The organism is Bacillus pacificus (assembly GCF_020861345.1).
In the GTDB taxonomy this organism is placed as follows: Bacteria; Bacillota; Bacilli; order Bacillales; family Bacillaceae_G; genus Bacillus_A; species Bacillus_A pacificus.
Genome location: NZ_CP086328.1, coordinates 1,066,310 through 1,088,024, shown reverse-complemented (window position 1 = coordinate 1,088,024; position 21,715 = coordinate 1,066,310). Strand labels below are relative to the sequence as shown.

Annotated in this window: 20 protein-coding genes and 1 tRNA gene; 5 read left to right on the top strand and 16 right to left on the bottom strand. The window is 35.8% G+C overall.

From position 1 onward, the window contains the following. Positions 1 to 63: 63 nt before the first annotated feature. The 10 genes from LMD38_RS05645 to LMD38_RS05600 form a co-directional block, all read right to left on the bottom strand. A complete protein-coding gene (locus LMD38_RS05645) occupies positions 64 to 2,418 on the bottom strand; it encodes a sugar phosphate nucleotidyltransferase (protein WP_062821276.1) in 2,355 nt (784 codons plus the stop codon). Positions 2,419 to 2,786: 368 nt separating this feature from the next. After that, on the bottom strand, positions 2,787 to 3,443 hold the full coding sequence (phoU, locus tag LMD38_RS05640; protein WP_000251231.1) for a phosphate signaling complex protein PhoU: 657 nt from the start codon (positions 3,441 to 3,443) through the stop codon (positions 2,787 to 2,789). A gap of 166 nt (positions 3,444 to 3,609) precedes the next feature. Next, positions 3,610 to 4,425 carry a phosphate ABC transporter ATP-binding protein gene (gene pstB / locus LMD38_RS05635; protein ID WP_000226683.1) on the bottom strand — a complete coding sequence of 272 codons (816 nt, stop codon included), beginning with the start codon at positions 4,423 to 4,425 and terminating at the stop codon, positions 3,610 to 3,612. Positions 4,426 to 4,453: 28 nt separating this feature from the next. Continuing rightward, positions 4,454 to 5,320 (bottom strand): phosphate ABC transporter permease PstA, encoded by an 867-nt coding sequence (pstA, locus tag LMD38_RS05630; RefSeq protein ID WP_062821275.1) that lies wholly within the window; start codon positions 5,318 to 5,320, stop codon positions 4,454 to 4,456. Position 5,321: 1 nt separating this feature from the next. Then, positions 5,322 to 6,272 carry a phosphate ABC transporter permease subunit PstC gene (gene pstC, locus LMD38_RS05625; RefSeq protein WP_062821274.1) on the bottom strand — a complete coding sequence of 317 codons (951 nt, stop codon included), beginning with the start codon at positions 6,270 to 6,272 and terminating at the stop codon, positions 5,322 to 5,324. Between the two features lie 27 nt (positions 6,273 to 6,299). Next, positions 6,300 to 7,217: a phosphate ABC transporter substrate-binding protein PhoX gene (gene phoX, locus LMD38_RS05620; RefSeq protein ID WP_062821273.1), complete on the bottom strand. Its 918-nt coding sequence runs from the start codon at positions 7,215 to 7,217 to the stop codon at positions 6,300 to 6,302. Positions 7,218 to 7,539: 322 nt separating this feature from the next. Beyond that, entirely contained in the window at positions 7,540 to 9,663 is a 2,124-nt protein-coding gene (locus LMD38_RS05615) for a peptidoglycan D,D-transpeptidase FtsI family protein (RefSeq protein ID WP_000516829.1), read from the bottom strand. 109 nt (positions 9,664 to 9,772) lie between these two features. Beyond that, complete coding sequence (locus tag LMD38_RS05610) at positions 9,773 to 11,050, bottom strand: MFS transporter (RefSeq protein ID WP_016718490.1); 1,278 nt, start codon at positions 11,048 to 11,050, stop codon at positions 9,773 to 9,775. Between the two features lie 116 nt (positions 11,051 to 11,166). Then, on the bottom strand, positions 11,167 to 11,778 hold the full coding sequence (gene sodA / locus LMD38_RS05605; protein WP_001052031.1) for a superoxide dismutase [Mn]: 612 nt from the start codon (positions 11,776 to 11,778) through the stop codon (positions 11,167 to 11,169). 221 nt (positions 11,779 to 11,999) lie between these two features. After that, positions 12,000 to 12,073 (bottom strand) — tRNA-Ile (locus LMD38_RS05600). A gap of 242 nt (positions 12,074 to 12,315) precedes the next feature. Here LMD38_RS05600 and LMD38_RS05595 point away from each other — a divergent pair. The 3 genes from LMD38_RS05595 to ispG all read left to right on the top strand — a co-directional run bounded on the left by LMD38_RS05595 (position 12,316) and on the right by ispG (position 14,767). Next, a complete protein-coding gene (locus LMD38_RS05595; RefSeq protein ID WP_061184075.1) occupies positions 12,316 to 13,080 on the top strand; it encodes a DUF1189 domain-containing protein in 765 nt (254 codons plus the stop codon). A 53-nt stretch (positions 13,081 to 13,133) separates the two neighbouring features. Further along, on the top strand, positions 13,134 to 13,499 hold the full coding sequence (locus LMD38_RS05590) for a hypothetical protein (protein WP_000825406.1): 366 nt from the start codon (positions 13,134 to 13,136) through the stop codon (positions 13,497 to 13,499). 164 nt (positions 13,500 to 13,663) lie between these two features. Next, complete coding sequence (ispG, locus tag LMD38_RS05585) at positions 13,664 to 14,767, top strand: flavodoxin-dependent (E)-4-hydroxy-3-methylbut-2-enyl-diphosphate synthase (protein ID WP_011040674.1); 1,104 nt, start codon at positions 13,664 to 13,666, stop codon at positions 14,765 to 14,767. A gap of 85 nt (positions 14,768 to 14,852) precedes the next feature. On the opposite strand, the gene LMD38_RS05580 is transcribed toward ispG, so the two are convergent. The 4 genes from LMD38_RS05580 to LMD38_RS05565 form a co-directional block, all read right to left on the bottom strand. Next, positions 14,853 to 15,266 carry a Fur family transcriptional regulator gene (locus LMD38_RS05580; RefSeq protein ID WP_001054512.1) on the bottom strand — a complete coding sequence of 138 codons (414 nt, stop codon included), beginning with the start codon at positions 15,264 to 15,266 and terminating at the stop codon, positions 14,853 to 14,855. A 13-nt stretch (positions 15,267 to 15,279) separates the two neighbouring features. After that, the gene (locus LMD38_RS05575) at positions 15,280 to 16,113 is read right to left on the bottom strand and encodes a metal ABC transporter permease (RefSeq protein ID WP_000613827.1); all 834 of its coding nucleotides are present in this window, start codon (positions 16,111 to 16,113) and stop codon (positions 15,280 to 15,282) included. Beyond that, on the bottom strand, positions 16,113 to 16,883 hold the full coding sequence (locus LMD38_RS05570; RefSeq protein ID WP_001059653.1) for a metal ABC transporter ATP-binding protein: 771 nt from the start codon (positions 16,881 to 16,883) through the stop codon (positions 16,113 to 16,115). Before LMD38_RS05570 ends, LMD38_RS05575 begins: the two co-directional genes overlap by 1 nt. Positions 16,884 to 17,063: 180 nt before the next feature. Next, positions 17,064 to 17,942, bottom strand: a complete 879-nt coding sequence (locus LMD38_RS05565; protein ID WP_000435958.1) for a YitT family protein — start codon at positions 17,940 to 17,942, stop codon at positions 17,064 to 17,066. Between the two features lie 149 nt (positions 17,943 to 18,091). Here LMD38_RS05565 and LMD38_RS05560 point away from each other — a divergent pair, with 149 nt between their 5' ends. Beyond that, positions 18,092 to 18,346, top strand: coding sequence for a DUF2624 domain-containing protein (locus LMD38_RS05560; protein WP_001048963.1), 255 nt, complete (start codon positions 18,092 to 18,094; stop codon positions 18,344 to 18,346). A gap of 26 nt (positions 18,347 to 18,372) precedes the next feature. On the opposite strand, the gene LMD38_RS05555 is transcribed toward LMD38_RS05560, so the two are convergent. Both LMD38_RS05555 and LMD38_RS05550 read right to left on the bottom strand, forming a co-directional pair. Beyond that, positions 18,373 to 19,269 (bottom strand): deoxyribonuclease IV, encoded by an 897-nt coding sequence (locus LMD38_RS05555; RefSeq protein WP_000912466.1) that lies wholly within the window; start codon positions 19,267 to 19,269, stop codon positions 18,373 to 18,375. 135 nt (positions 19,270 to 19,404) lie between these two features. Continuing rightward, positions 19,405 to 20,715, bottom strand: coding sequence for a DEAD/DEAH box helicase (locus LMD38_RS05550; RefSeq protein WP_000194029.1), 1,311 nt, complete (start codon positions 20,713 to 20,715; stop codon positions 19,405 to 19,407). Positions 20,716 to 20,895: 180 nt separating this feature from the next. On the opposite strand from LMD38_RS05550, the gene vrrA reads away from it, so the two are divergent. Then, complete coding sequence (vrrA, locus tag LMD38_RS05545) at positions 20,896 to 21,633, top strand: VrrA/YqfQ family protein (RefSeq protein ID WP_062821272.1); 738 nt, start codon at positions 20,896 to 20,898, stop codon at positions 21,631 to 21,633. Positions 21,634 to 21,715 lie beyond the last annotated feature (82 nt).

The window sequence follows — 21,715 nt, the reverse complement described above, 5'->3', positions numbered from 1 at the left end:
TTCCCTCCAGTACTAATAACTTAAATCAGACTATACTATAATACCACTTTTAAAATAAAAATTCTACACCTTTTGATATTGTCTAATTTTTTCTATAAGATTTTTCATGTTTTCCCTTGCTATTACTGGGTTTCTAGCATGTGAATACACTAAAAATTTCGGTTGTTTTGTGTCAGAAACGATATAAGACCACTCTTTTTCGGTATATTTGAACTGTACTCCTTCAAATATGCCTTCTTCCTTCCTTTCGATATCAGCCAATAATTTCCTCATCACTTTCCCTTTTTCATTCCATGAACATACAACTTCATCACAAAGTAAATAAAGCGGCGGTGATTGCTCTACTATGCTGAGAAAGGTTTTTCCCTGCAATGCTATTAACTCGAATAATTTTCCAATTCGATATAAAATATCTCGCTTCCATCTCGCTTGAAACGATTTTTTTTCATCCTGCGTATAAAATAGAAGATAACATTCTCCTAATTTCAAAGACATTGGGTAAATATTTCCTGCCGATTCCAGTAATAAATCTGGAATATCAATCTCTTCAAAATCCGTCCCTTGGTAAATATTACTATGATTATCATATAACTCGAAATAATTTCCTTGCTCTGAAAACATAAGCGCCATATTTGCTTTACTTGATTTCATCAAAGCTTTCACATGATCCTTTTGTTCGCCCGCATAAATCCACGTAACTGTGCATCCGAGCCTTTGCAAAAAGAGCATAAGCAAATGTTGTAACATATCATTTCTCTTATTAATAAGAAGATGAAACTTCTGTTTTTTTATTTTCTCAATATCAATACGCTCTAATACAGCCTCTATATAATTATGTAAAGAAACGTGTACTAGCTTATTCCGCCCCATTTCCTTCTCACATACGTAATAAAACGACTCAGACATATACACTTGTTCTATCGCTTTTTGCTGCTTATACGTTAACTGTGCCCCATCCTTACCATACAACTTTATAACAATCTCTTTTTCTTTTTCCGCTTGAATGAAAACCCCGCCCGCACATTGCAAATCTTGAATGCTGTACTGAAAAAGTGATTCGTTCATTTCTTTGCATTCCATCGTATGAATCCCAATACCATGAATTGCATGAAGAAAAAGATTTTTATAAGAAGTCGTTTCTATATGTTCTTGACTCCCGATTAATATACTTTCCCCTTTGGCAAAAAGAGATCCGTACGCCATCGCAACCTTTACAATAAATTGAGGCGTAATCTCCACATTACCTCTTCCTACAATGCGGCTTTTTTGCAACCATCCTGCACTCTTCTCACTTTCTTGAACACCAGCCGATCCTACTACCGAATGACTATCAATCGCCTTATATGGCCATAGTTTTCCCTTTTGCTTAATTACCGTACTTTTCCCTATATGACAATGGTCCGCTACAATGCTTTTTTGAAATAATGTAACGTCATCTTCCACCATTGTATGTTCTCCTATTGTCGTTTCTAGTAACTCACAATATTTCCCAATGTGCGCATTTGCAAAAATAATACTCTTTTGAAGATGAGAATAACTTGAAACAACACTATTTTTCCCGATAATAGAGTATGGCTCAATTACAGATCCAGCACCAATTCTTGCTCCTTCACCAATAAAAGAAGGACCGTGAATTTTCGTTCCTTTTCCAATCGTTACCCCTTCTCCCATCCATACCATCGGTAATACTTCCGTATATGGAATAGGTACTTGCAATTTTTTCGTTAACAAATCAAATTGTGCTTGTCGATATTGATCAAATGTACCGATATCTAACCAGTAACCTTCTGACAAATATGCAAATAATGCGTTCTTATTTGCCAATAACGGAAACACATCTTGACTAAAATCAAAAAATTCTCGGGGCGGTATGTAAGAAAAAATTTCTGGCTCCATAATATATATACCTGTATTCACAATATTAGAGACTACTTCATTCCAACTCGGTTTTTCTATGTATCGTGTAACCTCTTGTTCTTTGTTCATTACAACTAAACCAAATGAGAGTGGATTTTCTACTTCCTTTACAAACATAGTTACCATTCTTTTCTTTTGTTCATGAAACGTAATTCCTTCTGATAATTGAAAATCAGTTAACGCATCCCCACTTATGACAACAAACGGTTCATCCAAAAATTTTTCCGCTTGTTTAATACTACCTGCAGTTCCAAGCGGTGGAGAGTCTTCAAAGTAGTACAAGTTAACGCCCCATTTGCTACCGTCACCAAAATATTGCTTAATAGCCCTACTCATATACTGAACAGTAATTGCAATCTCACGTATACCATGCTGACGCAATAATTCAATATTGTATTCTAAAACTGGCTTTTCTAATAATGGCAACATCGGCTTTGGAGTATTACATGTTAATGGTCTAAGGCGTCGTCCTTTTCCTCCAGCTAAAATAACCCCCTTCATATACTTCAGCCTCCACTTATATAATGTTCAGTATCTTCATATACGATATGTATATTATCTACCCATCATTAACTAGCAGTATAAAAATTTCATTAGTGGGGGGTTCTTCATCCCCTACTAATTATTAGCCTTGACCAATCGGGCCGACAGGCAGTAAAGTTCCCCTTATATACATTCACCTTCCAACAACTGAAGAAAGCGCTTACTATTAACTTTTAAAATATTACTTAATAAGCGAATAACATATACGCCCTATTTTTTCCATTATATTATGATACATCTTATCATCATAAACTAAAGGAAACAACGAGCTTTTTTTGTCATGTTTTGACTAAAAAAAGCAGGTGATGTTTCACCTGCTTTTTTCTTTATTCATTTAATAAGTAATGCTTTCCCTTTACTAAATAAAAAACATTTTCAGCAATATTTGTAATATGGTCTGCTACACGTTCGATATATCTCGCTACAAAGGATAATTGTGTAATTTGTGTAATTGCTTCTGGTTGTTCTGGAACTGAAGATATAAATTCACGAATCGCTTTCCCATATATTTCATCAACAGAATCATCCATTTCGGCAATTTGCTTCGCAAAAGTTAAATTTTCTTGCTCATATGCATCTAGCGCTAACTGTAACATCTTATTTGCAATCGCAAACATCTCATCAAGATTGTGCAAACTAACAGACACGTCTTTTTCCCCGAGACGAATGGTTGATTTCGCAATATTAACAGCATGATCTGCAATACGTTCTAAATCTGTCGCTGTTTTAATTGAAATGAAAATCCTTCTTAAATCACTTGCTACAGGTTGCTGCTTCGTAATGAGCATAAGCGCAAGATCATTTATTTCCTCTTCTAAATTATCCATACGATAATCACCATCTATTACCTCTAACGCTTTCTCTACATCCTTTTTATGAAGCCCTTCCATAGCAAGCAATAAAGCTTCTCTCGCTAGTTCACCAAGCTCAATCACCTTTTGCTGTAACGTTTTTAAATCACATTGAAATTGTTCTCGTACCATTGTTTCTTCCCCCTCAATATTATGTGCCAATATATATAACTCTCCTACCTAGCCTACTTATATAAGCCTTAAGATAGGAGAAGTATTACTTCTCTAATTTAAATGAGGTAAAAATAAGAAATACCCTCTGTTAAGAGGGTATTTGCTCTTAGCCTTGCTAGCGACATCAACCGAATCGGCCTGTAATATAATCTTCTGTACGCTTATCTGAAGGTGTCGTAAATAATTTATTTGTATCTGTATACTCCACAACTTCTCCACTTAAGAAGAAAGCAGTTTTATCTGAAATACGCGCAGCTTGTTGCATGTTATGCGTTACGATAACGATACTAAAATCTTTCTTTAACTCTTGAATTAATTCTTCTACTTTTAATGTTGAAATTGGATCTAGTGCCGATGTTGGCTCATCCATTAAAATAACGTCTGGTTCAATCGCTAAACAACGTGCGATACATAGACGCTGTTGCTGTCCACCAGATAAACCGTATGCATTATCATGCAAACGATCTTTTAACTCATCCCAAATCGCTGCTCCACGTAAACTTTTTTCAACAATTTCATCTAACGTTTTCTTGTCGCTAATACCATGAATTTTCGGGCCGTATGCTACATTTTCATAAATAGATTTTGGAAATGGATTTGGTTTTTGGAACACCATTCCTACATGTGTTCGTAATTCTTCAACTGGGTATGATTTATCAAATATATTGCGCTCTCTATATTCAATTACGCCTGTAGTTCGCACGATTGGTACTAACTCTACCATACGATTTAATGTTTTTAAGTACGTTGATTTACCACAACCACTTGGCCCGATAATTGCCGTAACTTCATTCTCATGAATGCTTAAGTTAATATCTTTTAAGGCATGGTCTTCTCCGTACCATAAATTTAAGTTTTTCGTATCAAATACTACTTTCTTTGGCGCAGTCTCAATTTTCTCCTCGTTTTTCACCTGTACATTTACTACTGTTGCTACCATTTGAATTCCCCTTTCATCCATTTCCAACTTATTTTCGATTTCGTAACCATAGGACAAATATATTGATCAAGAGCAATAAACCTAACAAAACAATCATCCCAGCAGCTGCTACATACTGAAATTCTTCTTGCGGTCTACTCATCCAATTAAAAATTTGAATTGGTAAAACTGTAAATCTATCAAACATACTAAACGGAACATAATTTGCAAATGCAAGTGCCCCAATAACTAATAACGGTGCCGCTTCTCCAATCGATCTTGATATCGCTAACGTACAACCCGTTATAATTCCTGGGAAAGCATATGGCAATACAATTCGATACATCGTTTGCCACTTCGTAGCACCTAATCCGTAAGAAGCTTCTAATAATGAGCTTGGTACTGATCGTATCGCTTCTTGACTTGCTACAACAACTGTAGGTAAGACGAGTAAACTCATCGTCAGTGCCGCCGCAATGATACTCTCACCTAAATGAAGAGCATATACAAAAATAGTTAAGCCGAGTAATCCAAATACAACGGAAGGTACTCCTGCTAACGTTTGATTATTAATTTCTATTACCTTTTTAAATATAGATTCTTTCGCATATTGTTCTAAATAAAGAGCAGTTCCGACTCCAAATATAAAGGAGACTGGTATAACAATACTCATAAACAATATTGTTCCTGACAATGCCGCAGCGATCCCAGCTTCTTTCGGATTACGCGAAGCGAAGTTTGTAAAGAACTCTAACGAAAGATAACTTATACCTTTTTCAAAAATTTGAAAAAGCAAAATAAGCAGTATTACTATTGAAAACAAAATAGCTATATAAAATAACGTTTTGTAAACTCGATCTTTTAAAAAACGTGATGCCATATTTTCTTGTATTTTTTTATGATTCAACATTCGCATATTATGTCACCCTCCTAAAACGGCGCATAATAAACTGAGAAATGATGTTCATGATAAAAGTAAATAAGAATAACGTTGCGCCTACAGCGTACATGCTGTAATAAGTAATTGTTCCATGCGGAGCATCACCTAAACTCACTTGCACAATATAAGCCGTTAACGTTTGAATAGAGTGTGTCGGATCGAGCGATACGTTCGGCGTGGATCCCGCTGCAATTACAACAATCATCGTTTCACCGATTGCTCTGGAAGCAGCTAATATAATCGCTGCCATAATCCCTGTAAAAGCCGAAGGAAACACGACTTGTTTTACCATCTCAAACCGAGTTGCTCCAAGTGCTAACGAAGCTTCTTTCGTTCCTTTCGCTACAGCTCTCATTGCGTCTTCAGAGAGAGAGGCAATTGTAGGTATCATCATAACGCCAATCACAACACCTGGACTAATCGCATTAAAAAACTGTAAATCAGGTATAATCCGTTGTAAAAGCGGTGTAACAACTGTTAATGCAAAAAAGCCATATACAATTGTCGGGATACCTGCTAATAGTTCTAACATCGGTTTTAATACTTTTCTTACACTGTTTGAAGCATATTCACTTAAAAATACGGCACACGCTAAACCGATAGGAACTGCTACGCACATAGCGATTGCTGTTACAAGTACCGTTCCACATATAAGTGGTAATATACCGAATTTAGGATTTTCAAAAAAAGGTAACCATTCTTTCTCTGTCAAAAAGGAGAGCAATGATATTTTTTTAAAAAACATTATTGTTTCATTAGAAAGCGTAAAAATAATTCCAAGTGTCGTCGCAATAGACACGCTAGCAATTATTTTTAGTAATAATGGAACGATTCGATTGATTCGCTGCGTTTTTTTTCTATGTTTTGTATTTCTTTCAATCAAATGTTGTACAGAAAATGTAATTTGACTTTTGTCATTATAAGCCAAAGATGAAAACCCCTTTCCACCCTGACATTACCTTTTTATTTCTGTTAACATCCGCAGCTGTTCATTGTATTTTTCTTTTGGTAATTTTACATATCCAACCTCTTCAGCAAGATTACCCACATGCTGAATCATAAACTCAATATAATTTGCTACATTCATTTTATTTCGGATAGATGCATGATTCACATAAGCAAATAGCGACCTAGATAACGGCTTATACTCACCTGATTGGATGGTATCTTTCGTCGGAAGTACACCATTCACTTTTATTGCTCTCACCTTATCTCGATTGGCCATATAATAAGCATATCCTACAAAACCAATGGCATTTTTATCATTCATTACCCCTTGCATAATAACTTGATCATCTTCAGACAAAGAGACTTTTTTTACAATGCGACTTTTTTGTAAGATGACATTTTGAAAATAATCATACGTACCAGAGTCTACACCTGGCGCATAAAACTTTACCTGTTCACGTGGCCATGATGAATGAATTTGTGACCATCGCTTTTCACTTTCATCTTCACTCCATAATAGACGTAACTCGTCTACCGTCATATTGTCTACCCAAGTATTTTGACGATTCACAATGATTGTAAGACCATCATAAGCGACTTCAAACGGTGTAAACTGAATGGAGTTTTTCTTCATTTCATTTTCTTCCACTTGTTTCATTACTCTCGAAGCATTATTTATATCTACTTCTCCTTTACTGAAACGATTAAATCCTCCTCCTGTTCCAGAAACACTGATGGAAATTTTCACGTTCGGATGCACCTTTGTATATTCCTCCGCTACTGCTTCTATAATAGGAAAAACCGTTGAGGATCCATCAACTCTCACTTCTCCCATTTCATTCACAGCAAATGCAGTAGACGTGCCAACATAAAAGAAACATGTCGACAGTATGAAAACTTTAATCGATGCACTTATCCATTTCACGTGTTCTTCCTCCTAGAAGTAACCGGAAATAACAGGATTACAGATATAAGAATACTGCTAAACTATTAATTCGGTTTTAATTGTTTGTAAAAGTTTTGTAAAGTTCCACAAGAATCAACATTAGGTAAATTATTAATCTGTAGCCACCGTTCATCTTCACTAAGGATTGGTCCATAACTCCCATAGTGAATGCATACGTATTATTTGCGAGGTCCCTTAAAATTCCGATATAATCTGCTTGTCCACTTTATTAAAACGTATGCATGAACCATAAAAAAAAGCACACTATCTTTTCAGATAGTGTGCTTTTTTTACAACTTTTTTATTCATCATCTTGCTTTTTATTTTTCTTATCTATTTCCTCTTGTGTAGCTTCGCCATTTTCTACCTTTTTCAAATCAAAGTACGCGTCCATAATGTCACGACTAATATAACCGTTAATACCTGATTTATCATCTACCCAAGGTACAACAACAGAAAATGCTACTTCAGGGTCTTCAAGTGGCGCATAACCTACTAATGTTAAGTTATATGTTTCTTTACGCTCACCGTTTGCTTTTCTACCAATCTCTTTATCTCCGCCATACACAGTTTGAGCTGTACCTGTTTTACCAGCAGCTTTATATGATGCGCCTGTAAAGTATTTCGCAGCTGTACCACCAGACTCATTAAATACTTGTCTAAATCCTTCCTGAACACGTTTAATTTGTGATTCAGGCATATCAATACGGTTTAGTACTTTCGGTTCCATTGAGTGAACGACTTTTCCAACTTCGCCTTGTTTCGCTTCCGGTTGACGAATTTCTTTTACAACTTGCGGCTGCATACGGTAACCACCATTTGCAATTGTTGAAACATACTGTGCTAATTGAAGTGGTGTGTACGTGTCATACTGCCCAATTGATAAATCTAATAAGAAACCTGGCTGATTTCCTCTACCTGTTTGACCCGCAGATTCATTTGGTAAATCGATACCTGTTTTTACACCAAGTCCAAACTGTCCGAAATAATAACGCATCGTATCAAATGCTTTTTGTGGTATATCTAACGTACCACCTCTTACATATTGAACACCTGCGATATTCATCGCTGTTTTAAACATATATACGTTAGAAGACATTTTTAATGCTGTTAAATCATTAATGTATCCCATCGTCTTCCAAGAAGATTTTTGTGGCGTTCCCTTTAATCTGATTGGTTCATCAAGTTGAACTGAACCTGGTTGAATGGCACCTGTCTGATACCCAGTAAGTACTGTCGCACCTTTTACAGTTGATCCCATCGGATAAGAACTTGTCATCGTTCCTAATGCGAAATCTTGCACTTTCGTCTCGCCATTTTCTTCTACTAACTGTTTCCCTGCCATAGATAAAACTTCACCATTTTTTGGATTCATCATTACAACGAATGCGCGATCTAAAAGAGGTTGTCCCCCTTTATATCTCAATAAATTTTTCGTGATAATTTCTTCTACACGCTTTTGTAATTCCATATCAATTGTTAAATTCAGATTGTTACCACTTTGCCCTTTTGATACATTAATCGTTTCTAAAATATTACCGTTTTTATCCGTAATATTTCTCACTTCCGCTTTATTACCGTGCAAACTATCTTCATATTGCTGCTCAAGATAGCTTTTCCCTACGCGGTCATTTCGATTATAATCACGAACAAGATAGTAATCTAGTCTTTCTCTCGGTAAACCTTCGTCAGAAGTTGTTACACCTCCAAGTACACTTCGGAACAAATCGCCATCATATGCATATTTTCGTTCCCAATCGACACTTGTATCTACTCCCGGCAATTGCGCTAAATTTTCACTAATAATCGCATATTCCTCATCTGTAGCATCCTTTTTAATGACTTGTGGCGTCATCGCATATCCGCCGTCCATTTTGCTTTTAATCGCTAGCACTTCTAAATCTTTTGCAGATAATTGATTCACTTCTTCTTCCGTCACGCGATTTCGTTGACGCTCATCTAATTCTTTATCGTCAATTTTTTTATCTTTAAACTCTTGACGATCCTTTTTCGTAATTTTTTCTTGCGCTTCTTCTTTATGAATAGCAAGCCAATAATCTTTTTTATCGCGATCTGTTAATTTATCTGTCGGTACTTCAATCAAATCTGCTAATTTTTTCGCTGTTTCTAAGCGAGCCTCTGCAGTTGATCCTTTCATTTTTGTAAATGTAATCGTACGTACAGCTGCATTATCTACTACAGGTCGCCCATAACGGTCAAATATTTTCCCACGTGGTACAGGATTACTTATCGTCGAGTTTTCTTTCCTCTCCACTTCATTCTTATATTCCTCACCGCGAACAATTTGTACATATCCAAGCCTTACAATAACCGCGGAGAACATTAAAAACACGCAGAAAAACAGCACGTTTAACCGAAAAGGAACGTGAGTCTTTTTCTTTTGTTGTTTCTGCTTCTTACCCATACAAACCCCCTCTACCAACAGCTATGTAATTTGAAAGGGACACCTTCATACAGGTGTCCTCACTGCTGTCTTACATCTTTTTCTATTCTAGCATAAAACAAACGATAAGTTAACCTTCTGGTTCTGTTTGATTCTGCGTGGTTCCTTGTGCTACAACACTTGTGTTCCCTGCATTTCCTTCATCATATTTGACATTTTTAACTGCAAAATAAATAAGAAAATGTCCAGCACCTAAAATACATAGTAAGAAAGGTAAACTCTTTTCAGGCGGAAAGAATAATACAGCACATAAAAAACTTAAAACTGAACAAATTCTCCCAGCATTTAACCATAATTCTCGGACAACAACATACTCTACACGCCACTCTCTCGCATTTTTCGCTCTACCAATTACATCATATGTCATCGATCCATATGGAACGAGTAAAATAGGGTATGCAATCGCAATGCATGCTGCATAAATAAGTAATTTTGTGTATGTAACATTGAATATAACTAAAAATACGACAGCATATAAAATAATGCCTCCAAGTAAAATTGCTTTTTTTCGCCACTCTTTCTTTAACATACGAGCAACTAAATAGTAACATACAAATGATACAGCAGAATTTACTAAGCTATATTTCCCTAATGCAAGCTCACTATCGGTTGCTAAGTACACGTATACTGAAATAACAAAAATGAATGTTCCCTCTCTCAATCCTTGGAAAAAATGAGCACGTGTAATTCTCCCCCAATTTTTATCAATCCGTCGCTCTTTCAAAACTTGTGTAACCTCATAACGACCTTCACATTCTCTCTTAGATACAAAAAAGCTTAAAACGACAGCAATTGCAAATAACAGTAACGAGAGGAAGAATACGACCGTATAACCACTCCACTTTTCCATACGTGAAATTGTGTATCCAGCTGCTATCGGTCCAATCATGCCAGAGAAGGATGTAAGAAGCCCAAGAAACCCGTTAAAGAAATCTCTTGTTTCTGGTTCTGTAATCTCAAATGTTAATAAATTAAACGCGAGCCAGTAAAAACCATATCCGACTCCTAAAAGAGCCCCCATTAATAAAATATAGTGAGAAGCGCTTTTTCCCGCTACTAAAACAACGATAAAAAAAATTGCTAACGTGCCTACGCCTATTCGTAACAAGATCGAGCGATCAATACGCTTCGCTAATTTCCCACCTATAAGAAATGTGAGGGGCTGCAATACAACGCTGGCCAAATTATACAAGCCGAGATTCACATAATTTTGTGTTTGTTTCCATAAATAAATGTTAACAAACGTATTCGATAAAGAAATTGCGAGCGTGTATAAACCTCCAATAAGGAGTAATAACACTAAATCCCGATTCACTTCAACATCACCAATTATATGTTTCCACTTCATACACAACTCTCCTTTACTTCATGTTCTAGTCTTCCAAAGACAAGCCCAATTATGTAAAAGGAAAGCATAGAAAAAAGCTAGGAGCATTCTCCTAGCTTTTTCTATCGTTATTACAATTATTTTGCTTCTTGGTAACGTTTTTCAGCAGCGTTCCAATCTACAACGTTCCAGAATGCACCGATGTAGTCTGGACGACGGTTTTGATAATTTAAGTAGTAAGCATGTTCCCAAACATCTAAACCGATAACTGGAGTTTTACCTTCAGTTAGAGGAGAATCTTGGTTTGGCGTGCTTGTTACTTCTAACTCACCATTATTTACTACTAACCAAGCCCAACCAGAACCGAAGCGAGTTGCGCCAGCTTTTGCGAATTCTTCTTTGAATGCATCGAAGCTACCGAATTTCGCTTCAATTGCAGTTGCAAGTTCGCCTACTGGTTGTCCACCGCCGTTTGGAGATAAGATCGTCCAGAAGAATGTGTGGTTAGCATGTCCGCCACCATTGTTACGTACTGCTGTACGAATTGCTTCTGGTACTTCGTTTAAGTTTGCAACTAATTCTTCTACGCTTTTGTCAGCTAATTCTGCATGACCTTCTAAAGCAGCGTTTAAGTTTGTGATGTACGTGTTATGGTGTTTTGTATGATGGATGTTCATTGTTTCTTTGTCAAAGTGAGGCTCTAAAGCATCATACGCATAAGGTAAATTTGGTAATTCGTGTTTTGCCATTGTTATATTCCTCCCAGTTTATGTATTGCCACTTAAGTGACATACAACTACATTCTACCCTAATTGCCATAGGGTGCAAACAAATAAATCACATTGTCTTGCTATCATTAAAGTAGCAAAATTCCCACTTCTTTTCAATTAAAATGCTCATATATTTCATAAAAAAAGCCCCCTTCTACAAGGAAGCTTCCTACTGACATAATAAACACGTGAAATGGATATGGACCCTGTAGGACTCGAACCTACGACCGGACGGTTATGAGCCGTCTGCTCTAACCAGCTGAGCTAAGGGTCCACAATTATGTATGTAACAATACATCAAATAAAGGAATTCCTATCGGATATATCCTTTAAGAAATGTAAGATAAATTTACCATATAGAAAAGAAAAGTGTCAATTGTATTTTTCTCATTTAAAAGAAGAAAATTAATAAAAAGAAATTTAGTTGTCTCTACTATATGTAAATATAATATATCTTGAGATTCCCTAGATTCCTACGTTACAATGATTTTATACATACATAAAGGAAGTGAATCTATGTCCATATTTACCCAATTAGTCAAAAGCGTATATTCGCCTAAAGATATGGCGCTATTCCGTTTTCAAAAAATCGGAAAAACCATTTTGTATATTATGCTACTTTGTCTAATCACTACTATTCCAAGAACATTCTTTTACGGTAGCTTTATCCAAGATAGTGTTACTATGGTAAATCAAGCAATTGAAAAAGATTTACCTGATTTTAAAATCGAAAATGGTGAACTAAAAGCTGATATTGAACAACCTATTCAAAAAGAAGAGGGAGATGCTCTTTTCGTATTTGATCCAAATACAACAGATATCGAAAAGTATCAAAATAAAACTGGTTTATTTATTTTAAAAGATAAAGTAGTTTCTATAGGAAATGGCCAGACGCAAACATACTCCTACAATGATTTATTAGGCACATCTCTTGAGAAAAAAGATTTGCAAGATTTCATTTCAGTATTCGATAGTATTTATCCAATTTTACTAGCTGTTATCGGCGTGTTAGTATATCTATTCCAATTGTTCATTACTTTCTTAGGAATTACTTTACTTGCGTTTATCGGTTCTGCTATGAGTGGTCAACGTAAATTATCTTATAAGCAAGTATGGACGTTAACTGCTTACAGCTACACAATTCCAACAATCTTCTTTATGATTATGGATTTATTCAAAATCGTTGTACCTGGTTCAACATTCATTTATATCGCAGTTGTTTTAATTGTTCTATACTTAACAATTAAAGAAATTCCAAAACCGAACGAAAAAAATGTCTAAATAGGCATTTTTTTTTTGGACAAGCATATATTCCTAGCAAAGGAGTGAAGAATATGAAGAGATTAGGTATATTCTTATTTGTGCTTGTTCTTGGTTATATATTTTATTACGATATAAAGATTGGCACTTTGCCGATGTTAAGTTCATATAAAAAGACAAATGCGGCCGAAACGATAAAACAAGAAAGTACAAATACAAAACAAAAAAAAGAAAACAAAGCGGAAAAAGAAACAGATGTCACTTATAAAACAATTGAAGTCAAAACAGGTGATACGGTTCTTTCCATTACAGAAGCGATCAATAAGAAAAAAATTCCTTCTATCGAAAAAGTAATTGATGATTTTAAACAATTAAATAAAAATACACCTGCTACAAAAATACAACTTGGAAAGTCTTATAAATTCCCGTTATATCAATAAGCAATCACTTAATCCTTGTCAATTACATAAAGGCGCTGATACAATAGTAAAAGTGAAACCGAGCACTTCGGTTTCTATAGCCCTGTATCACGTATACTATCATTGATATAAGGGACTAAATAAGAAACTTCTTTTATAAGGAGAGCGATCTATTCGTGAATGAAATGACTCATCGTACAAAAACACGTCCAGTTAAAGTCGGTAATTTAACAATTGGCGGTAATAATGAATTAATTATACAAAGTATGACAACAACAAAAACACATGATGTTGAAGCAACAGTTGCTGAAATTAAACGTTTAGAAGAAGCTGGCTGTCAAGTCGTGCGTGTTGCTGTTCCAGACGAACGCGCAGCAAATGCTATTGCTGATATTAAAAAACAAATCAACATTCCACTTGTTGCTGATATTCATTTTGATTATCGCCTTGCTTTAAAAGCAATTGAAGGCGGCATTGATAAAGTACGTATCAATCCAGGTAACATTGGTCGTCGCCATAAAGTAGAAGCTGTTGTAAATGCAGCAAAAGAACGTGGTATTCCAATCCGTATCGGTGTAAACGCAGGTTCATTAGAGCGTCACATTTTGGAAAAGTACGGATACCCAACTGCAGATGGTATGGTTGAGAGCGCCCTACATCACATTAAAATTTTAGAGGACTTAGATTTCCATGATATTATCGTATCTATGAAAGCCTCTGATGTTAACTTGGCAATTGAAGCATACGAAAAAGCTGCACGTGCTTTTGATTATCCACTACATTTAGGTATCACAGAATCTGGAACGTTATTTGCCGGAACTGTAAAAAGTGCCGCTGGTCTTGGAGCAATCTTAAGTAAAGGCATCGGAAATACACTACGTATTTCATTAAGTGCTGACCCAGTTGAAGAAGTAAAAGTTGCGCGTGAACTATTAAAGTCATTCGGCCTTGCATCTAATGCAGCAACACTTATTTCTTGTCCAACTTGCGGTCGTATTGAAATTGATTTAATTAGTATCGCTAACGAAGTGGAAGAGTATATTTCTACACTACAAGTACCAATTAAAGTTGCAGTACTTGGCTGCGCTGTAAATGGTCCTGGTGAAGCTCGTGAAGCTGATATCGGTATTGCCGGCGCGCGCGGAGAAGGACTATTATTCCGTAAAGGGCAAGTCGTTCGTAAAGTACCAGAAGAAATAATGGTAGAAGAACTGAAAAAAGAAATCGACGTAATTGCTGCTGAAATGGCTGCTGAACGAGAAAAAGAAAAAGAAACACAAGAACAATAAAATAAAAAGAAGGTTGCCCACAACATTTGTGAGCAACCTTCTTTTCTACGTAAAAAAGCTCGTCAGTTATAGAACTGACGAGCTTTTACTTTGCACATTTTGGACAACGGCCATATATTTCAAACTTATGACCAGTTACTTCATAACCGTTAAAATCTTTATTCATAAAATCCATCGGGCAAGAAGTAATCTCTTTCGTCCCTCCACAATCTAAACAAATAAAATGATGATGATGTTCCATAATAGAACATGTAAAACGAAAATGTTTTTCACCGTTTAATTCCGTTTGTTCTAAAACACCGATTTCAGCAAACACCGTTAAGTTACGATAAATCGTGTCAAAACTAAGACCTGGATAATCATCCTTCATATGCTCTAAAACGTCTTTCGCCGTTAAATAACGATTGTGAGCTGCAAATAACCTGAGCATTTCTTCCCTTTTCCCAGTATGTTTGTATCCTTTATCTTTCATTAGGCGTAAAGCTTCTGTTAGATTCATATCTATCCCTACTTTATGCAGTTTTTTTCTTTTTCCATAAAATCGCACCAATTAAAATAAGAACCGCTATCATAACAATTGTACCACCTGGTGCTAAATCAAGTTGATACGAAGCAAACATTCCACCAATTACTGCAATTTCACCAAATAAAATGGAGAAGAAAATTGTTTGTTTAAATCCATTCGCAATACGAATACTTGCTGCAACTGGTAACGTCATTAATGATGATACGAGAAGAACCCCTACTACACGCATTGATACCGCAATGACAAGCGCAACCAATATAATGAAAATAAAGTGAATCCACTTTGCACTCAAACCGGTTGATACAGCGTATTCCTCATCGAACGATAGTAAAAATAGCTCTTTGTATAATAAAGTAATCGTTACAATAACAACAATTGCTACAATGCCAATGATTATTAAATCCGTACTTGTTACAGCACTTACACTACCAAATAAATAACTAAATAAATCTGTGTTAAATCCATTTGCAAGTGAAATAAAAATAACGCCAATCCCCATTCCTGCTGAAAGAATAATTGGAATTGCTAATTCTTGATAATGTTTATATACAGTACGTAGTTTTTCAATAAGTAACGCCCCACCCATAGAAAAAATCATACCCATATATAACGGATTTAAAAATCCTCCTGTGAAAATTGTTTTTTCTAGTAATAAACTTGCAGCAATACCCGATAATGTCACGTGACTTAACGCATCTGCAATAAGCGACATACGACGAATGACAACAAATACACCGATAAGTGGCGCAACAAGTCCTATTAAAATCCCTGCATATAAAGAGTTACGTAAAAAGTCATATTGTAAAAAATCTTGTATCATTATATCCTCCCGTGATGCTCATGCTCGTGTTCTAAACGATGAACATGATGTCCATATAAGACGGACATTTCTGCATCTTCTAACTCTCGGAACTTTTCTACATTTCCATGGAAATGTAAATGTTGGTTTAAGCATGCAACATGTGTTACCTTCTCGGTAACAGCTCCCATATCATGCGTAACGAGAATTAATGTAATTCCTAGCCTTTTGTTTAAATCCTCTAATATCTCATAAAAACTTTCTACATTCTTCACATCGATTCCAACAGTGGGCTCGTCCAAAATAAGTAATTCAGGATCACTAACGAGCGCACGAGCAATAAATACGCGCTGTTGTTGTCCACCAGAAAGTTCTCCAATATTACGTCCTTGAAACTCACTCATTCCTACATCAGCAATCGCTTTTTCTACCTTTTTCTTATCGTTTTTCGTAAAAAAGCGAAACAACCCTTTTTTCGAAACGAGTCCCATTGACACAACTTCAAACACAGTTGCCGGAAAACCAGAATTAAAGCTATTTGCCTTTTGCGACACATAACCAACTTTGTTCCATTCTTTAAACTTCTTACTATCAACACCAAACAAACGAATGCTTCCCTGTTTTGGCTTTAAAACGCCTAATAAACATTTTAGCAAAGTTGATTTCCCTGAACCATTTGGCCCAACTAAACCTAAAAAAGCTCCCTTCGGAACTTGCAAATTTATATCTTCTAACACATTTCGATCTTCATATCGAAATGACAATCCTTCTATTTCTAATATATTATTCATAGCATCTCACCTATTTTAATTCAGAATGATTCCGATTTATATCTATTTGAATTATAGTACAGCTTATTATAGTTGTAAACCAATCTGCCTAAAATATATCTACTTTTTCAAGAAACCTTACTATTATAACAAAAAGCAGAGAAAAATTCTCTGCTTTCAAAAGATATTATAAATAATTTTTTAGTGAATGGCTGATTTAAACTTACCACCATTTGTCTCTTGTGTACTCATAATCGTAACAAACGCATTCGCATCAATTTCATACACAATTGATTTTAGCTTTGTCACTTCTAGACGTGTTACAACTGCATAAATCACTTCTTTTTCTTTATCCGTGTAACCGCCTTTCGCTACAAGCTTTGTAGTTCCACGACCAAGACGATGTAAAATCGCATTTGATACTTCCTCATATTGATCTGATACAATTAAAACAGCTTTCGTTTCATCTAAACCTTGAATGACTGTATCAATTGTTTTGAATGCAATGTAGTACGTCATAACAGAATACATCGCTTGTTCAACACCAAATACAAATGCTGCCCATGCAAAAATAAATAAGTTCACAAACATTACAAATTCGCCAACGGAGAAAGGTAATTTCTTCGTTAATAAAATACCCATAATTTCTGTTCCGTCCATTGATCCACCATGACGAATAACGAGCCCTACACCAAGACCTAAAATAAGACCACCAAACACTGTAGCTAAAATTGGCTCTGTTGTAAATGGCGGCACAGCATGTAACGTTGATTCAATAAACGCTAAAGCTACAATACCGAACGCCGAAGATAGCATGAACGTTTTTCCGATTTGCTTATAACCCGAATACATAAATGGGATATTGAGAATAACGACCAAAGTAGAAAAACTTAACCACCAAATATTAGGAGTAAGATAATCTAATATAAGAGAAATACCAATAATTCCACCGTCAATAATTTTATTTGGCATTAAAAATAATTCAATTGCTACCGCTGCGCATGCTGCCCCAAAAATAATCATAACTAAACGATAAATAAGATGGATAACACTTTCTTTTCGATGTTGCTTTTGCTCCATAAGTCCTCCCTATACTCTTTTTCTATAGTTTTGTCCTTATATTATAACATACGCTTCTTTTTCTCATGAAAAAAGAAACTCTATACGAATATGTACAAGCTACGTACTCATATATTTCGATAGAAGAACGTGTGAAGGAGGATAACTCGATGAACCTCATTAAACAACTTGTAAATAAAAAATTAAATCATATTTCTACAAAGGAATTATTGAAATATAGTAAAGAATATGACGTTCCAATTACGACTGCACAAGCTGATCAAATTGTTGGACTTATGAAAGGAAAGAATATTAACATTTACGATAATGACGAACGACTAGCGCTCTTAAAACAAATAGCTCAAGTAACCTCGCCCGCTACTGCCCAACAAGTAAATACTTTATTTCAGCAACTACTAAAATAAGGAGGGGATATTCCCCTCCTTATTGCTTATTGCGCTTTAATTTTCTCAAGAAGTCCTTCATCAAAAGTACCATTTTTCAGCATTTCGATTTCTAATTTATACGGTGGCTTCTTATCTTTTTTATCTTCACCTACATATGGCGTTTCCAGAATTTTTGGTACGTGCGTTAACTGCGGATGATGCACAATATGATGCAACGCTTTATAGCCAATATGACCGAAACCGATATTTTCATGACGGTCTTTTCCTGCGCCGCGTACATTTTTACTATCATTAATATGAAGTACTTGTAAACGATCGATACCAACAATCTTATCAAATTCGTTTAATACACCATCAAAGTCATTTACAATGTCATATCCTGCATCGTGCGTATGGCATGTATCAAAGCATACGGATAGTTTTTCATTATATTTTACACCATCAATAATTTTTGCAATTTCTTCAAAGCTACGGCCGCATTCTGTTCCTTTTCCTGCCATCGTTTCTAACGCAATGTTCACCGTCTGATCTGGCGTTAATACTTCATTCAGTCCTTTAATAATTTGTTGAATACCAGCGTCTGCCCCTGCACCAACGTGCGCACCTGGGTGAAGAACGATTTGTTTCGCCACACCTAATGCTGATGTTCTCTCAATTTCCATACGAAGGAAATCTACACCTAATTGGAATGTTTCTGGCTTCGTTGTATTTCCAACATTAATAATATATGGCGCATGTACGATAATCTCTTCGATACCGTTTTGTTCCATATGTTTTCTTCCTGCTTCTATGTTCAATTCTTCAATTGGTTTTCTTCTTGTATTTTGCGGTGCACCTGTATAAATCATAAACGTCGTTGCACCGTATGAAACAGCCTCTTCACTTGCTGCTAATAACATTTTCTTACCACTCATAGAAACATGAGATCCAATCTTTAACATACAATCACCTCTTCAATATACAATAGATATAATGATAGCATAATTTGTAGAAATATGTAGTGAATTGTTTTTTTCCATTCTCCACTGATTATTATCCCCGTAAATAGCGGGATAAAAAAAGATAAGGGAAATCCCTTATCTTTTTTTATTGCTATATTTTCTTTTCACTTTGTCACGTTCTGTTGCAAGTTTACGTTTATAGTTTGGTTTTACTTTTTTCGGTTTTTTAACAACTTTCGTTGCCATAACATCAAGTTCATCATTTGGTTTTTTACGGCTCTTACGACGACGACGTTCACCTAAATCCACCCACTCATCTCCGCGTAAATCTACATGTTTAAACTCGATATGACGTTGTTTTTCTAAACTATCTAACGCTTCTTCGTTTGCTGGATCATAAATCGTCACTGCAATACCTGAATAGCCTGCGCGTGCTGTTCTTCCAACACGGTGAACGAAGAAATCTAAATCTGATGGAAGTTCATAATTAATAACATGACTAATTCCTTCAATATCAATACCACGTGCTGCTAAATCAGTTGCAACAATATATTGGAATTCAAGGTCACGAATTTGTTTCATCATTTTTTTACGATCACGAGGTGATAAATCTCCGTGAATTCGTCCAACTTTTAAGCCGCGTTCCGTTAATCCGTCAGCAACTTGATCTGCCATTTTCTTCGTATTCGTGAAAACAACTGCTAAATACGGTTTAAATTGTAGTAACATTCTTTTCACTAAATCGATTTTGTTACGATGTTTAGAAGGCACTAAATAATGCTCAATATTTCCAGCCGCAACTTGTTTTGGATTGATATGAATATGCTCTGGATTCTCCATGTATTTCTTCAGAAACGGTTTTAGTTTTTGAGGAATTGTTGCAGAGAAAACTAACATTTGCAAGTTTTTAGGCATGCGTGCTGCAATCTTGTCTACATCATGAATGAATCCCATATCAAGCATTAAGTCTGCTTCATCGACAATAATCGTATTTGCTTTATGAACAAACAGTGCTTGTTCTTCTACTAAGTCTTTAATACGTCCTGGCGTTCCAACTACAATATGAGGTTGTTTTTTCAACTTCTCAATTGATCGTTGTTTATCAGTTCCACCAATTAAACAACGTGCTGTAATCATTTGATCTTCCGCACAGAACTTTGTTAATTTCACGATTTCTTCGTAAATTTGTTGTGCTAACTCACGAGTAGGCGCTGTAATAACAAGTTGTACTTCTTCACGACCTGGGTTAATTCTGTTCAATGTAGGAAGTAAGTATGCATGTGTTTTCCCAGAACCTGTTTGGGATTGTCCAATTACACTTACACCTTTTTTCACGACCGGGAAAATTTTCTGTTGAATTCCTGTCGGCTCTGTAAAGCGTAGTTCACGAACTGCATCTATTAAAAATGGTTTAAAATCATACTGTGTAAAAGTTTGTTGTGTCATAAGTTACACCTTCTTTCTAAATTTCTACTGCGCGCACAAATCAGTCAAGTCTACATTATATCGAAATCTACAAGTAAAATCCATCTTTAGTTTAGGTTTTTACTTCAAAAACTAACCTTCTTCCCTCTTATTGCATATTGTATGTGTATATACCTAACTGAAGAAAGGAGGATTTCTCACATGTTTCCAAAATCCCCCATGAGACAAATGTATCCGAATCCAGGGCAGCAACCTTATACACCATATCCAATTCCACAACTACCACCGATGGCACAAAAAAAGAAAGGTTTTCTTGCTAAACTCTTTAAAAAACACGACCCAACCGAACCTTACATGCAAATGGTTCCGCCTTATCGACAAATAGAAGGACCGCCAATGATGCACCAGCAACCGCCACCTCAATATCGACAGCAATATCAGCAACAATACCAACACCAATACCCGCAGCAATATCAACAGCAATATCAACCATACATGCAGCAGCATCCCGAGCAAATGATCCCTCCTCAAATGTATGAATCAAATGACACGCGCGGCGGTGCAGCAACTACAGCCACATCAAGTAGCGGCATCGGTAGTTTTTTTTCGAATTTAATTTCGAATCCAACTACTATGATAAATAATATCGAAAAAGTATCACAAGTCGTTCAATCTGTAAGCCCTGTCGTCGAACAGTACGGTCCCATTATGCGTAACCTACCAAGCATTGTTAAAATTCTCACCTCTGGAAAAAGTACGGAAGAAAATCCAACCGAAGATCAAACTGAAGACGTAACAGAAAAGGTTGAGGTAGCAACTCCACATCCTCCATCCAAAAAAAGAAAAAGAAAAAAAATGGTGATTGAGCCAGTCATAGAAAAAGAAGTACGAGAGGAGCCTGTTCAAAAAATAGCAACAAAACCAAAACTATATGTGTAACAATCCTTTGTTTTCTATCCACTCCTCCTTTATAATGTAAAAGACTATGCACAAAAGTATCCCTTGTTTAGAAGGAGAGGAT